We start from the raw sequence: 14925 nt of genomic DNA, 5'->3' as shown, positions 1-14925 counted from the left end.
ATTGAATAAAAATAATAATTTTAAAGATTTGAGGGATTGAGATGATTAGATTTGCACGACTAGAGGATCTTCAAGATATTTTGACAATTTATAATGATGCTATCCTTAATACAACAGCTGTTTATACGTATAAGCCACAACAATTAGATGAACGTATTCAATGGTATCAATCTAAAGCAAAAATAAACGAACCTATATGGGTTTATGAAAAAGAAGGGAAAGTGGTTGGTTTTGCCACTTATGGTTCCTTTAGACAATGGCCGGCCTATTTATATACTATTGAACATTCAATATATGTTCATCAACAGTACAGAGGACTAGGTATCGCTTCTCAATTATTAGAGAATTTAATTCATTACGCTAAAGAACAAGGTTATCGCACCATTGTTGCCGGGATTGATGCATCGAACATGGACAGTATCGCATTACATAAGAAGTTTGACTTCTCACATGCAGGTACAATTAAAAATGTAGGTTATAAGTTTAATCGATGGCTCGATTTATCATTTTATCAATATGATTTATCCGATTCATAAGAAAGTGTGGAGTTATTATTAAATAAGTTAATCCAAAAAGATACTCTTTATTTTTTATTTCTTCAGTCTTCTTTTTTATTTTCAATAACAAAACGAATGTAATAGAACATAAAAACAATTATCATGCTCAATGATAATGATTTAAATAGCAAGTTGGGCCATGTTCCCTCGATAGTCCATAAATAAGTTATCGTCGTGTTAATGATGAATGCGATGAAAATCAAAAATAATCTCAGCATTTCATCAACCCCTTTTTAGCTATTTTATGTCGTTGTCAGAAAATTTGCAATATACAAAGGCTAGGACATAATTCCTAGCAAAATAGCCAGTAAATGAGTTTTTATAAATTCATTTACTGGCTTCTTTATTTATAATACTACGTATTGTTGGCTCGCTTTCCTAGGGGACAGCTTCAGCCTGTAGTCTTCAACTTGTCCTGTTCCCTCAAGAGTCTCGCCAAAATACTTTGTGTTCATATGTCATTTTACATTAAAATACTTTGAAAATAAGGCCTTTCCGTAAAATTTAATAAATAGCAATAAACAAAATTAACGAGGTGCCTTATGTATAAAGACTATAACATGACTCAACATACTCTACTAATGGAAACTTCAGTTCTTATCTCCACAAATGATATTTCACGACATGTAAATGATATTGCAGAAACAATTCCCGATACTGAATTCGATGAATTCAGACATTATCGTGGCTTAATATAAGAAAAGTAACAGCTCAACGAGCTGAAAATCATCAAAAAAATTATAAAAAAGACAATTCCTATATTATTTCAATAGAAATTGTCTTTTTTTACTTATCTTGAACCTTTTTGTCCCAGCCTCTTCTTAATATAAAAACTTTGTCTTTTATAATTTTTTTCTTTATTTTTAACAGCTTTTATTACAAAAATGCTCAAGCTTTATAATTTACAAAGCCTGAGCATTTGAATCTTAATTATTTATTTTTAACCATGTTGTCTGCTTCGCCGAATATTTTACGTTTAATTTCTTCGCCAGTAGGTGTACCTGCTAAACCGCCTAAACCTGTTTCTCTTAATGATGCAGGTAAATTACGACCTACTCTATCCATAGCACCTATGACTTCATCAACTGGAATTTGACTTTCAACTCCAGCTAGTGCAAGGTCTGCAGATATTAATGCATTTCCTGAACCAATAGCATTACGCATTACACATGGAATTTCAACTAAACCAGCAACTGGATCGCAAACTAAGCCTAATAAGTTACTAATTGCCAATGCCATGGCATGTCCTGATTGTTCTGGTGACCCGTTAAAAATTGATACTGCAGCAGCTGCAGCCATTGCAGATGCCGAACCCACTTCGGCTTGACAACCACCAGTTGCACCGGCAACGCTCGCGTTGTTTGCAACTACTCGCCCGAATAAAGCTGATGTGAATAGAAAATCTATCATTTGATCTTCAGTGATATTATGAGTTTTTTCTAATTTAAATATTACGCCGGGAATCGTTCCCGAGGAACCAGCTGTCGGAGTAGCACAAATAATACCCATTGCTGCATTGACTTCGTTCGTTGCAACTGCACCTTTGACTGCATCAATCATTTCATGACCTGATAATGCATGATTATTCTCGTTGTAATCTCGAAGTTTAGCAGCATCATGACCTGTATAACCTGTTACACTTTCCACACCATCGCCAGTCGTACCTTTTTCAACTGCCTCACGCATAACATTTAAGTTTTGTCTCATTAAATCACGCACTTCTTCGCGAGATTTACCTTCTCTTTCCATTTCATCATTAATCATCATATCAGCAAAACTGATGTTATTTTCAACTGAATAATCTATTGTCTCTCTAATTGAATCAAACATGTTAATCCCCCTCTATTTGATATAGGAAACGTTTAAATCACTATGTTTATCTTTAATAATATTTAATGCTGATTCTGAGATTGCTTTATTTAAAGGAAATACAACTAAACCTTCATTATCATTTGTTTCTATTAATTCTTCACCTAAGTCTAAGTCCATATCTGATAAATCATTAATAAGATGATTTATTTTAGCTTTATTCATATTTCCATCTATAACTAACATTGGAAGCCCATGATTCAGTTCCACATTTAAACCATTTACATTGATACCTTTTAGTTTGATTGTACCGCCACCAATAGAAATACCTATCACTTCTATATAACGTCCGTCTTTCGTATTTGCTTTGATATAAGCACAGTTAGGATGTTGACCAATACTTTCTCCTTCATCTTCAATAATATCAATTGTAATATTTTCATCTTTTGCTATGTCTAAGGATGATTTAATTCTACTATCGAAAGTGCTGTAGCCCATAGCACCTCCGACAATAGCAACGTCTGTACCATGCCCTTGATGCGTTTTAGCAAAAGATTCATAATAACGAATTTCTATATGCTTAGGCATATCTCCTAACACAGCTCTCGCTGAATTACCAATTTTTACTGCACCTGCTGTATGAGAACTTGAAGGTCCCATCATTACTGGTCCAATAATATCGAAAGCACTTTGATAATCATAGCTTTTAGCCATCATTAAACACTCTCCTTAACTTGGTTTTTTCTACGTGGTAACTTGAATCCGACATTCATCAAGTTAAATTTATTAATAATAGCACTAATAACGTACGCTAATATCACACTTGCAATTGCTACTGCGATAATTGTAATTGTAGATCTTACAGCGTCGTTAAAGCCATAAAGTACAATAGCACCTGCTATAGGTGTTGCCATACCTTTAATATCAATAATTAGTCCACTGTATGTGACAATACAAGCATTTACAACACCAATAATGGCATTCGCACCAAACAGTTGTAGTGGATATTTGGCAATTAAGTCAATTTGAGTTAACGGTTCTACAAATACCGCGAAGGCATTACCTTTATTACCAATTTTTAATTTGCTAAATAAGATTCCATTAACAAAAGATGCTCCTGTACATGTTAATGCACCAATTGCCATTGGAATACCAGTTAAACCTAATAAGCTTGTAAGTACCATTGAGCTTAATGGCGTCATACCAGTTACAGGAATAACAAGTCCTAAAATGACTGCTAATGCATATGGGTTGTTATCACCTACTGAAGTGATTGCACTACCAATTTGTTTAAGTACTGCAATAACCCCTGGAGAAATTAAGTTTGCAAGACCAAATGTAACTGCTGGAGCCAATAAAATAACAACAATTAAATCTAGTCCCTCTGGAACTTTTTTCTCAACAAACTTGATTCCAAATGCAACAACATACGCTGCGATAAACGCAGGTAATAATTTTGAGTCATGTAATACTAAACCTACAATGACTGCAAATACTGGAGACACTTCTAACTTTAGACAAGTTAATATACCAACAGCTATACCACTTAAACTCCCTGCTAGATCACCAATTTCTTGGAAAAATTTAACATGGAATACGCCACCAATTGCGTAACTTAAGAACGCCTGTGGTAAAAACGTGGCACAAGCAGCCCCTGATAAAGCTTGTAAACCTTGTTTACCATATGGCGCAAAATTTAAGAAAAGCGTCATGATAATAAGAACGAGTACTAAAGTCCCTACTCCTAAAATAATATCCATTTCCCCAAAACCTTCTTTCTTTATTTTTAGGCCATAGTTATCGTACACCCTAAAGAAAGCGATTTCAACAATTTATTGAACACAATTAAGTCTATATTGTGAATTAATTCACAAAATCGTTTTAATAGTCTTCCTAAAACATTTATATACACGAATTTTATATTTTACGATAGTTTCAAATTACTTTTTTTAGTTAATTGGTTTTATTTATCTACTTTAAATACTGTAAAAGTAAAAAGTTAATCACAATGATTCAATATTTTGTCAATGCATAACTAAGATGACTCCATGTATTCTAACGCTAAAAGTCATGTTTGTAAAAAATTAGTCACAATTAAAAAAGGAGCGGAACTGAATTCATCTAAAAATTCTATGTCCCGCTCTATCGCTCTTATTGACTGAGTTTATAAAAAACTTAATGAACCAAAAATTCCATTTCAATCAATGATTGCGAAAAGATTGAGAATCTACACGTAATTTTATGGTATAGATTCTAAGCAATATGAATGTTTATGTTAAATAATGTGTTTTAATGACTTAATATCAAATAAATGATACGAATTTTATCATACTTTAACCTTCTTATAACTTACCTTTCGTACCTTTTATGGTGGTGCTCGACATCTCACTATCAAATATTTTAAGTGTCTATTTAATTTTTTGTATGGCATTGCGAGTAAAAATAATATTGACTCAATGAATATTCTTGTCTCGCGAGATGTTCAGGTAATTGAAATATAAGTAAAAAAAGCTTTTGTATATGGAAAATAAGATCATTCAAAGACGGTATTGTGAAGGTATTTGAGATTTCGAGATATTGGAAATCTCTATGCCATGCGTGGATGCTATATTGTAATGGATATAAATGGTCTTGCTGTTCGTGATAGTTTAAATCAACCTTTATGATATAGTTTGGTAGTTTTATTTCGAAAGAATTATTCTTTAGAGAAACAGGAACTTGACATTTGGTAATTTCGTTGATTAATTTTTGTAATAGACAAATTAAAATATCATTGTCTTTATCAGAGCTTTGAGGTGGTGTAATTTCTTTACGAATAGAATGCTGATCTAAGGGGAATTTGAGCTTTAAACAATGTTTTTGAGATTGTAACTTTAGACTTTTCATTCTAGAATAAGCACTCAAAATTAAATGTATTTGCTGACGTGGATAAAAATGCAGGAAACTTAATTGTTCATTGTTAATAGGGGTCGGAATTTCATCCTTTAAATGAATATAACAATTGTCTACGCGATTCTTAGGCTTCATAATTTTACTTCCTCGCAATGTTTTTCGAAGTTGATGAATCGGTGGAATAGATATTTGATGCTCTTCAATTATCATTAATAAGTTATAATAATCTATTTCATTCAAGTAGGCAAACGTTCTTGGCGTAACATATTGTAACTTTTCATATAATTCTTGTTTTGAAATAAACATAGTATCATCCTCTCGATGCTTATATAGTCTTGATTGCTCAAATCTTAAAAATGATACCTATATTAAACGTATAATTTAAATCAATGTCAATATTCATTTTAATAATTAAATTTTTACTTATCATTATTAGTAGACAGTTTTTCAATTTTTGAACTTTTCTTCGACAAAATTGTATTTACTGTTAATAAATATAATTATTTTTTTCATTTCCTTATAATTGACTATAATAAAAAGACTCATCGCCATTAAAAGTGAGCGATAAGTCTTTAATATTTTAATTCGTTATCGTTAACAAATCAGCAGTAAGCTGTTTCGTTTGTTTATATATAGCTTCATAAACTGAATAGTATTGTTCATAAAGGTCATGATTTTCATTATTCGGCTCAAACACCTCGTCTACTTTAATAAATGCCTCTACACAAGACTCAATTGTTTTAAACCATCCTAGACCGTATGCCGCTAAAATTGCCGCTCCCATGCTTGGGCCTTCTTCATGCTTCAATCTTTTTATTTGCACATTAAAAATATCAGCTTGAAGTTGTAACCAAAATCTACTCTTAGCACCACCACCGATTGAAGTGATAGAGTTCATTTCATGACCAGCTCGTCTCATAATCTTTATAGAATCATATAAAGAATACGTTATGCCTTCGATTACTGCTCTCGCAAAGTCAGCTTTAGTATGTTGCCCACTGATACCTATAAAACTTCCACGTATTTGAGCATCACCATGTGGCGTACGTTCTCCAGCTAAGTAAGGTGTAAATAGTAGTCCATTGGCACCCATCTTTGAAGATGCAGCTAAATTTAAAATCTCTTCAAAAGATTCATTTTCAAAAAAAGTTTGTTTTAACCAGTTTAAACTATAGCCTGCTGCCAACGTTACTCCCATTGCGTAATAAGTATCTGGAACACTATGATTGAATAAGTGTAAATTACTATCATATGAGGTCACACGTTGGTATTCAACATTTAATACAACACCTGAAGTACCTATGCTACATAATGCACTTTTATCATGGATGACACCAGCACCAATTGCACCACATGCATTATCACCACCCCCAGCATATACAGCAACATCACTAGATAATCCTAATTCTTTAGCCAGTGATGAAGTTACATTTCCAACATACGAATGTGATTTTACTAAGGGTGGATAGATATCACCAATGTTAAATGTATCTCCAACATCTCTTGTCCATTCATAATTCTCAGGATTGAATAATAATGTACTACATGCATCACTATATTCCATATGAATTGTCTGCGTTAAGCAATAACGTAAATAATCTTTAGGCAACATAAAAACATCAACTCGATTCCAAATTTCAGGTTCATGTTGTTGTACCCATAACATTTTAGGAAGTGTAAATCCTTCTAATATCGGATTGTAATTCAATCTTTCACCATATATATCTTCAATTTGTCTACATTGTATTGAATTTCTAGTATCATTCCATAAAATCGCTTTTCTCAAAGGAATGCCATTATCATCAACTATGACCAACCCATGCATTTGACCTGAAAAAGAAATCCCCTTTACTATCTTATCTGACATTTCTGTTGATTGAATTAATTCTTTTATCCCTTTCTTAGTAGCCTCAAACCATTCATTAGGGTCTTGTTCGCTATAACCAGGATTCTCTTGGTATAACTTTAATGTTTCGCTTACTGATTCAATGACATTTCCTAGTTGATCAACAGCAATAATTTTTATTGCGCTTGTGCCTAAATCAATTCCTAGAACTACTTCTTTCACCATCGTTCACCCTTTGTTTAAAAAGTTAATTAAGTATAAATATATCATAAATAGTTAGAACGAGAATTAAAACTTAAAATTAAAAGGTATTCATTACACTATATGAGGGTGTGGAGAAGAATTCGTGTTAAATTTCGTCATCGTCGTGCAACTGGCTTAATCTGTTCGATTTTTCTATAATCTCTTTTTATTGGGCCTTTGACATTATTTAAACAGTTATAAAATTTAGAGATTCCCTCTTTATAAGTGAAGAAAGTCTGCGACATTATTTCATGTCACAGACTCTTATTTCATTAATTATATTCTGCCTCTACTTCTTTACGTGTTGGTATAGAAGCTTGTGCTCCTTTTCGTTGTACCGTTAGAGACGACGCTTGATTTGCAAGTCGAATAGCCGATTCTAAATTGCTCAAATCTTTATTTAACTCACTTAAAAAAGCACCTATAAATGTATCTCCTGCTGCTGTCGTATCTATTGCTTTTACATTACACGCAGGAATCATTTTGTATTGTTCTTGATATGCACAATACGTGCCTTGCTCCCCTAAAGTAATTAATACTGCAGATATACCTAAATCGAGAAAATATGTTGCTGTTTCTTTCATATCACTTTCATTATTGATTGAAATACCTGTTAATAATTCTGCTTCCGTTTCGTTTGGAATAATTATATCAGTTAACTCTAAAAGTGACTTAGGCAATTCAATTGCCGGTGCAGGATTTAATACAGTAGTGATATTTTGTTTACGAGCAATTTTAAATGCTTGTTCTATCGCCTCAAATGGAACTTCAAGCTGCGCTACAACAAAGTCTGCACCAATAAACGCATCCACACTCATCTCAACATCAGTTGCACTTAATGTCATATTCGCACCACCGTAAACAAGAATCGTATTTTGTCCTGCTTCATCAACAGTGATAAATGCTTGCCCAGTTTCTTCACTTTCTGAAGTTAAAATATATTGTGTATGAATACCTGCTTTTTTGAAATCTTCCAATATAAAGTTGGCATTGCCATCTTTACCAACTTTACTGATAAATGTTGTATCTGCTGCTAATCTACTAGCTGCTATGGCTTGATTGGCTCCCTTGCCCCCACCAAACTCCTTTTGAGCTTGATTAATATGTAATGTCTCACCGGGTTTTGGAAACCTTTTAACATTAAGAAATTTATCTACATTTGTTGATCCAATTACAATCACTTTATTTTTATTCATTTCAACTTCACCTACTTTATCTTTTTAAAAGCACAATCACATGACTATTAAGCTTAAAAAGTCACATTAGATTCTAGGATAATGTTAGAAAAAGGGGTGATTTCACCAGTACGTATATTTCCTTTATTTAAAGGAGATTTTAACATTTCTTTCATCTCAGAATGCGCAATAAATTTAATTTCTACATCATCATTGATTAATTTCTTAATTGCTTTTAATTGCTGTGCATTCGCAGTTTTAATTTCTTCTGCTAAATATATTTTTTGTATTTCCATTTCAGTTAACACTGTCTCCAACACATCAATGAAACATGGCAATGACTTAGTCACTGCTAAATCTATACGTTTGTCATCATTAGGTATAGGCATACCCGCATCATTAATCGTTAATAAATCATAGTGACCTAGTGTGGAGATTGCGCTTGAAATGTGACTATTTAATACTGCTGTTTTCTTCATCTTATTCGTCCCTTCTTAATATTATTTAATAAACACTGTGATTGATGCTGCAACTAAAATAAGAACTAATCCCACAATTGTAATCATTAATTCTTTTGATGTTTTTTTCTGATTTAAGAAAAAAATGCCTGTTAGCGTTGCTAATACTACAGATGTTTGAGATAGAACAAATCCTGTTGCTAAACCATTCATATTAGGTTGTGCTGAAATTAAATAAGTTAAAGCAGCAAACGCAAAGAAAAATCCGGATATTGTTTGTTGCCAACTTACTTTCTCTTTAAAAGCATTACCTTTAGACATATTCATCAACGCATAGATGACAGCCACAATGACCATTCCTATAGCTTGAGGTAAAAAAGCTTTAAATCCACCAATATCCGTTGCTTGAGGTGCAGCAGAATATATCCAATAGCCAATTTCACCTACAAGTAATAAGATCACTGCACTTCGTAGATTTTTACTATATTCTTGTTGCTTTGTTTCAGTCCATACAGTCATACGTGCACCTATAAGGATTACGAGTAAAGCTAGAAATCCAATGATTTTGTTTGTTATACCGGGCCAGTTGCCAAGCGCAAAAACGCCCCATAAAGATGCACCAAGTAATTGAAATGCAGTAGTAATTGGCATCGCTCTTGATGAACCTACTAATTCGAACGCTTTAAAAGTAATAATTTGACCAAATGCCCATCCTGCACCTGATATGAGCGAAAATACTAATGCCATACCTCCTGGTAAACCTATACCTTTAAATAGTGCTAGAACAATTGCGAAGATCAAAGTACCAACAGTAGCACCAAAGATTTGATTGACTGGACGTCCACCAAACTTAGAAGCGATAGTTGGAAATAATCCCCAACCTAATAGTGGCCCTAATCCGATTAAAATAGCTATAAAGTCCATAAGACACCTCTATATATTTCATTTTTATATGTAATTCTTCCACTCAATCATCATACTACTTCTTTCATTCATTGTATACGCTTACACTCTTTGTCAAAAAATTGTCTTAAATTATATTCATATTTAAGTTATTTTTATCGTTAAACTTGAAAACAAATAAATATGTATATAAAATTTATAATTTAATACACACAAAAAAGCACCTTAAATGTTTTCATTACTCATTTAAGGTGCTTATTAAATTAAATATTTATTTTAACGGTTACCTACATCATGACCGACATCTACAGTATTTTTATCTTTATCATAAACAGCACCTTGGACACTGCCAAAGTTTGGATCATTATGCTTTTCTTCAACACCATAACCAAGACTTTTAAAGATATTTATATCTTCATCAGTCATAGCATTTTCGTAAAATATCGTGCCGCCGTCATTATAAAATCTTGGTTTATTAATAGATTCTTGTAATGAACCATCACTGTTTAAATAATCGACAATCACTTCATTAAGAATTGTTGGAATCTTGTTCCCACCTGGTGTACCAATACCCATATAGAAATTAGGGCCAACAATTACTGACGGAGAAATAAATGATCTAGGCGCCTTGTGAGGTTCACCATGATTAGGACTTGATTTATCCTTACTAAAGTCGCCTAAAGAGTTATTCATATAGAATCCCTCTTTCATATAGTCTCCTGTCCCGAAGTAACTGGATAGTGTATTAGTCGTACTTGCTAACTTACCATTCTTATCAATAACTACAAAATGGGTTGTACTTGTATTATCCGTTCTAATTTGATCAAAATCACTGCCATTATCTGTGTTTTCACCAATATTAACTTTGTTAAGTTCACCAAGTAAATAATCATCAGTCAGATGTTGTTCATTACTAGGCTCATTACCATTAACAATGTCTCTATTCTTATACATAACATCACGTGATTTAATCATTGCTGTGATAAAATTATTGCGATCCATATTGTCTACATTTTCTTTTTCATCAATTTTCAATCCTTGAAGCATTAATGTGCCTCCTAAAGGATTAGGTGCTGAATACACTTGATTATTCTTATAATCAGTACTTACCGCTTCTTTTTCTTCTGTTTTAAATTCTTTGAAATCTCTTTCAGTTAATTTATTATCTAATTGTTTTGAAACACTTTTACCAATATCTTCATAGAAGTAATCAGGACCTTTATCTTTGATTTTAGTTAATGTATTAGCGAGTTTATCTTGTTTTACAATATCTCCTTCGCGAACACTTTTATTGCCTTTATAGAATGGTGAGTTGTGATCAATATCACGACCATATAATTTTAAACTTCTTTCAAGTTCTGAATCTACCTCAAAACCATCTTTAGCGAGCGGAATGACATAATCTAAAATCTTTTTCTCATCCATTTTCCCTTCTTTCTCGTGCATATCATGTAATCCTCTCACTAAGCCAGGAACTCCAATTTTGTCGCCTTCTTTATATTCATATGAGGACATCGTTTTATATTCATAGGCTTTAGGTGTTTCATTCTCTTTACCATTATATGTAAGTGTCGCACCGCCACCTCCTAGTCCTGATGAATGAGGTTCTGTCACTGCAAGTGCATAAGAGACACCTATTGCCGCATCAACCGCATTTCCACCATCTTCAATAATCTTATTTCCGACTTTCGTAGCTATTTTATTATTAGATGCGACACCATAATTCTTAGGTTTACCTGCTTGTTTATGATTTGTAATTTTGTTTTCATACAATTTATCTTTGTCCACTTTTTTCTCTGTTGTATAAAAATAAAAAATGAACGAAATGATAATTGTTATAACTAAAATGACAGATAATGTCACTTTATTATATATATTCATAATTAGCTTGCCCCTTTTGAAAGATATTGCTGTTCACCATTATTTAATTCATGTTGCTCATAATTATCTAAACCTTCATTTGCTCTAGCAAAAGTAACTAATAAAAAGATAACAACGACAAGAATGACTACAACAATTGGTAACCAATGCTTTTTAATATTCAAAAGTATAACCTCCATTTTGATCGGACTTTAAATCTATTGATTTATCTTTAATGTTATTTTTGAATCGAATATGATCCATTTTGTTCATATTATCTTTAGAGATTTTTCCATCTTTTGATTGAATTGGTGTGATATGGAACTGATTATGCGAACCTTTCCAGTCTTGTTGTACAATCATTCCTTTCTGATTTTTTGATAAGAAGTTATCAGACGTTGTGTTACCTAAACTATAAAAAATAGGCGTTCGCTTATAATTTTCAACTTTTTGAATAACTGTATTATGACCAATAATGACATCTGCACCAGCATTCGCTAACGCATGTGCATATTCTTTTTGACGTGTAGTCACATTTCGTTCATTAGGTATCCCCCAATCTACATTGACTACGACGTAATCATTATTTTCCTTTAATTTTTTTATTAAAGGATAAAATATAGCTGGATCTAAACTAATTGACGTCGTGTTTTTTAAAGAGTTAGTATAGTTAGATTCGATATCGGTAAATGAAACATTAGCTATTTTTTTACCTTTAATGTCTTGTTGTACAGTTTTACTATTAATTGGATTTGAACCATTACCTGTTAAAAAATTATAACCTGCTTGGGAATCTATTTTTCTCATCATTGCTGTCGCTTGAATATTATCCATAGATTCGTTGATTAAGTTAACACTTTTAACATTATGCTTGCGTAGAAACATGATATTTTCAATATTTTTATTTATGTTATCTTTTTGATTTCTTGAAAAATCATTTACTATTAATGAACCTGTTGAAAAATCACTATGATCTAAAGTATCTTGAATACCTTTAAAAACATCATTCAAGTTAGTTTGTCGAATATGTTTATTTAAAGTGACGTTACCTAAATAGGTGATACGAATGCTATCTTTGTCTCTCGTATCACTTTTTACAGGTTCTACTTGTATTGATTTAACAGCAAATATGAGTAGAACTAACGCTACTAAAAGTACAATTGCCGTGTAAAGTGTATTTTTCCTTTTATGTCTTTTAGATTGTTTAAGCAACCACTCACTAGGCGATAAACGTTTTTTCTTTGTCATTAGTACGCGCTCCTTGTTCGTGATTAATTAATAAAACTATATAAAAATAAGATGATATATGTAATACATGTTAATAACATTGTTGTAGAAAGTGTAATGACTACACCTTGTTTTTGAATTGTATTCGCAATAATACCAGGAATGACAACACCTATACCTGAAACTTCAACCATTTCAAATGGGGTCAATGGGTACAAGAGATCAAATATAAATTTAATCACCATTCCCGTCAGTATCATGGCAGCGAATTTTCTTCTACCATATAAAATAACCCACTTACTAATACCGTTGCTTACGATAAAATAAGTTAAGCAACTAATGATTAATACTGATAACAACATGATCGGTTGATCAAAAATCAAAGCTAAATAACCTGGAACGACTAACCCTGCTGGATTAATCCCAAATTTCTCAGCAAATATCAAACTGAGTACGACACCTACGAATAAGGAGAAATATAATTCTGAACCTATCATTTTATTCTATCCCTTCTATGAATTCCGCTATTCTACCACCCGGGCCGTGGATGTTTCCTACACAAAATACAAGTGCATTCTCAGCTTCATGTAGAATACCTTTTTCAATCTCTACAAAGTCTCGTCCTTCATAATTGATATATGTTTTTTCTGGCATAGTTTCCATAAACTGTGTCACCATTTGTGTACTTTTTCCTGTACAAATGAGAACATCGTAATCGACTTCACCTAAAAAGTTATCAACAAAGAGTTGTGTTCTATCAACCCTATCTGAACGACAATTGAGAATGATTATTTTCTTATCGTATGGATAATTATATGATTCCACTTTATTTAAAATCGCTTTTGTAGACTGCGGTTCATTAGCAGCGAATGCATTAACAAATACATTTTTTGTGCGATTTGCATGGAAATATTTAATTCTAACAGCACCTGGATCGGCTGGTGCATTTAACATACCTTGTAATGCAGTTTCTTCATCTACACCAACTGCTTGCGCTATTCCTAACACAATAGCTACATTATCAGGAAATACTAAATAATCGAACTTCCGTAAATATGATTCTGGTATGACGTCTTTATCTACAACAATGAGTTCTGAATTACGCTTTTTAGCTTCCTTTGCAAAGAAACTAGTATAGTTATCTTTCATTACAACTAATTTCCCGTTATATGGAATTGTTGCAGTAAAAGCTTGCGCTACATCTTTAAGTGTCGGTCCTAAGACATCCATATGGTCTTCCATCACATTAACAATTACACCGATATTTGCTTTTACTAAATCATTTTGAAAGGTAATTTGATAATCTGGATTTACAGCCATACACTCATTAACTAGGGCATTTGCTTTTTGTTTAACCACCTTACGAATAATATCTCGTTGTTCTCCAATGTTGGCGCCTTGTGGTTTTCTGATTACTGGATATTCCTTTTCAGTAAACCAATAGAGCATTCGTGCATCTGTTCCTGTTGTCTTACCAACAACTCTATACTGGTCCTCACGTAGAACACTGTAAGCCATCCGAGTAATCGTAGATTTCCCACGAATTCCATTTATGTTAATACGTAATGGAATTTTTTCAAGTCGATTTGCATGACGCTTCTTCTCTTTAATTCCTAGCCAAAGAATAAGCGCAACACACGCTATAATGAGTAACAATCTGCTTTACCTCTCTTTTCTTATGTATGTAAATCATGATACTTATAAATCTTTTTAATATTAAATTGTAAATTTTAAAGATAGTTAAATAACCTTAAATCATCAAATATAAATAAACTAACCATTTGTTAATTTAATATTCTACATATTTAAGACATCTACTATAAATGGCTTAATCTTTTGCTAGTAGTAGACTATCACTTCGATATTGATTCAGTTTTAAAAACTTTAAATCAATGTTATGTTAACGTAAATTTATGTAAATTCATACCATAATAACAATTTTTTTGTGAATACAA

16 protein-coding genes are annotated in these 14925 nt (G+C 32.4%); 2 read left to right on the top strand and 14 right to left on the bottom strand.

What is annotated here, in order from left to right:
• The first annotated feature begins 41 nt into the window (after positions 1-41).
• Entirely contained in the window at positions 42-536 is a 495-nt protein-coding gene (locus NST35_RS02015) for a GNAT family N-acetyltransferase (RefSeq protein ID WP_002458211.1), read from the top strand.
• A 62-nt stretch (positions 537-598) separates the two neighbouring features.
• Here NST35_RS02015 and NST35_RS02010 read toward each other — a convergent pair whose 3' ends face one another.
• Positions 599-775, bottom strand: a complete 177-nt coding sequence (locus tag NST35_RS02010) for a hypothetical protein (RefSeq protein WP_002438139.1) — start codon at positions 773-775, stop codon at positions 599-601.
• Between the two features lie 342 nt (positions 776-1117).
• Here NST35_RS02010 and NST35_RS02005 point away from each other — a divergent pair, with 342 nt between their 5' ends.
• The gene (locus tag NST35_RS02005; RefSeq protein ID WP_162152261.1) at positions 1118-1255 is read left to right on the top strand and encodes a hypothetical protein; all 138 of its coding nucleotides are present in this window, start codon (positions 1118-1120) and stop codon (positions 1253-1255) included.
• A 232-nt stretch (positions 1256-1487) separates the two neighbouring features.
• Here the strand turns inward: NST35_RS02005 and sdaAA are convergent, their stop codons facing one another.
• From sdaAA to pgsB, 13 genes are all read right to left on the bottom strand, one after another.
• Positions 1488-2387 carry an L-serine ammonia-lyase, iron-sulfur-dependent, subunit alpha gene (sdaAA, locus tag NST35_RS02000; protein WP_001832363.1) on the bottom strand — a complete coding sequence of 300 codons (900 nt, stop codon included), beginning with the start codon at positions 2385-2387 and terminating at the stop codon, positions 1488-1490.
• Positions 2388-2399: 12 nt separating this feature from the next.
• Complete coding sequence (sdaAB, locus tag NST35_RS01995) at positions 2400-3080, bottom strand: L-serine ammonia-lyase, iron-sulfur-dependent subunit beta (protein ID WP_002493287.1); 681 nt, start codon at positions 3078-3080, stop codon at positions 2400-2402.
• Positions 3081-3082: 2 nt separating this feature from the next.
• The gene (locus tag NST35_RS01990; RefSeq protein ID WP_001832326.1) at positions 3083-4126 is read right to left on the bottom strand and encodes a PTS sugar transporter subunit IIC; all 1044 of its coding nucleotides are present in this window, start codon (positions 4124-4126) and stop codon (positions 3083-3085) included.
• Between the two features lie 652 nt (positions 4127-4778).
• The gene (locus tag NST35_RS01985) at positions 4779-5564 is read right to left on the bottom strand and encodes a hypothetical protein (protein ID WP_001832336.1); all 786 of its coding nucleotides are present in this window, start codon (positions 5562-5564) and stop codon (positions 4779-4781) included.
• 274 nt (positions 5565-5838) lie between these two features.
• Complete coding sequence (gene xylB / locus NST35_RS01980; protein ID WP_010959287.1) at positions 5839-7329, bottom strand: xylulokinase; 1491 nt, start codon at positions 7327-7329, stop codon at positions 5839-5841.
• Between the two features lie 290 nt (positions 7330-7619).
• Positions 7620-8543, bottom strand: a complete 924-nt coding sequence (rbsK, locus tag NST35_RS01975; protein WP_001832325.1) for a ribokinase — start codon at positions 8541-8543, stop codon at positions 7620-7622.
• 53 nt (positions 8544-8596) lie between these two features.
• Entirely contained in the window at positions 8597-9001 is a 405-nt protein-coding gene (rbsD, locus tag NST35_RS01970; protein ID WP_001832333.1) for a D-ribose pyranase, read from the bottom strand.
• Between the two features lie 21 nt (positions 9002-9022).
• A complete protein-coding gene (rbsU, locus tag NST35_RS01965; RefSeq protein ID WP_002484494.1) occupies positions 9023-9904 on the bottom strand; it encodes a ribose/proton symporter RbsU in 882 nt (293 codons plus the stop codon).
• A 255-nt stretch (positions 9905-10159) separates the two neighbouring features.
• Positions 10160-11764 carry a gamma-glutamyltransferase gene (locus tag NST35_RS01960; RefSeq protein ID WP_340747240.1) on the bottom strand — a complete coding sequence of 535 codons (1605 nt, stop codon included), beginning with the start codon at positions 11762-11764 and terminating at the stop codon, positions 10160-10162.
• A 2-nt stretch (positions 11765-11766) separates the two neighbouring features.
• Positions 11767-11928, bottom strand: coding sequence for a hypothetical protein (locus NST35_RS01955; RefSeq protein ID WP_001832373.1), 162 nt, complete (start codon positions 11926-11928; stop codon positions 11767-11769).
• Positions 11918-12991, bottom strand: coding sequence for a CapA family protein (locus tag NST35_RS01950; protein WP_001833104.1), 1074 nt, complete (start codon positions 12989-12991; stop codon positions 11918-11920). Before NST35_RS01950 ends, NST35_RS01955 begins: the two co-directional genes overlap by 11 nt.
• Before the next feature lie 23 nt (positions 12992-13014).
• Positions 13015-13467, bottom strand: a complete 453-nt coding sequence (gene pgsC / locus NST35_RS01945; RefSeq protein WP_001832320.1) for a poly-gamma-glutamate biosynthesis protein PgsC — start codon at positions 13465-13467, stop codon at positions 13015-13017.
• A 1-nt stretch (position 13468) separates the two neighbouring features.
• A complete protein-coding gene (pgsB, locus tag NST35_RS01940; RefSeq protein ID WP_001832369.1) occupies positions 13469-14626 on the bottom strand; it encodes a poly-gamma-glutamate synthase PgsB in 1158 nt (385 codons plus the stop codon).
• Between the last annotated feature and the right edge of the window lie 299 nt (positions 14627-14925).

Origin of the sequence: Staphylococcus sp. FSL W8-0304, assembly GCF_038006565.1 — a bacterium.
Lineage (GTDB): Bacteria > Bacillota > Bacilli > Staphylococcales > Staphylococcaceae > Staphylococcus > Staphylococcus epidermidis.
Note: the sequence above shows the minus strand (reverse complement) of the source record. Positions and strands in the feature narration are given on the sequence as shown.

Coding starts and splice junctions, on each gene's coding strand:
- NST35_RS02015 (WP_002458211.1), top strand. CDS start 42: ATGATTAGATTTGCACGACTAGAGGATCTTCAAGATATTTTGACAATT.
- pgsC (WP_001832320.1), bottom strand. CDS start 13,467: ATGATAGGTTCAGAATTATATTTCTCCTTATTCGTAGGTGTCGTACTC.
- rbsK (WP_001832325.1), bottom strand. CDS start 8,543: ATGAATAAAAATAAAGTGATTGTAATTGGATCAACAAATGTAGATAAA.
- sdaAB (WP_002493287.1), bottom strand. CDS start 3,080: ATGGCTAAAAGCTATGATTATCAAAGTGCTTTCGATATTATTGGACCA.
- NST35_RS02005 (WP_162152261.1), top strand. CDS start 1,118: ATGACTCAACATACTCTACTAATGGAAACTTCAGTTCTTATCTCCACA.
- sdaAA (WP_001832363.1), bottom strand. CDS start 2,387: ATGTTTGATTCAATTAGAGAGACAATAGATTATTCAGTTGAAAATAAC.
- rbsU (WP_002484494.1), bottom strand. CDS start 9,904: ATGGACTTTATAGCTATTTTAATCGGATTAGGGCCACTATTAGGTTGG.
- rbsD (WP_001832333.1), bottom strand. CDS start 9,001: ATGAAGAAAACAGCAGTATTAAATAGTCACATTTCAAGCGCAATCTCC.
- NST35_RS01990 (WP_001832326.1), bottom strand. CDS start 4,126: ATGGATATTATTTTAGGAGTAGGGACTTTAGTACTCGTTCTTATTATC.
- xylB (WP_010959287.1), bottom strand. CDS start 7,329: ATGGTGAAAGAAGTAGTTCTAGGAATTGATTTAGGCACAAGCGCAATA.
- NST35_RS02010 (WP_002438139.1), bottom strand. CDS start 775: ATGCTGAGATTATTTTTGATTTTCATCGCATTCATCATTAACACGACG.
- NST35_RS01960 (WP_340747240.1), bottom strand. CDS start 11,764: ATGAATATATATAATAAAGTGACATTATCTGTCATTTTAGTTATAACA.
- NST35_RS01950 (WP_001833104.1), bottom strand. CDS start 12,991: ATGACAAAGAAAAAACGTTTATCGCCTAGTGAGTGGTTGCTTAAACAA.
- NST35_RS01985 (WP_001832336.1), bottom strand. CDS start 5,564: ATGTTTATTTCAAAACAAGAATTATATGAAAAGTTACAATATGTTACG.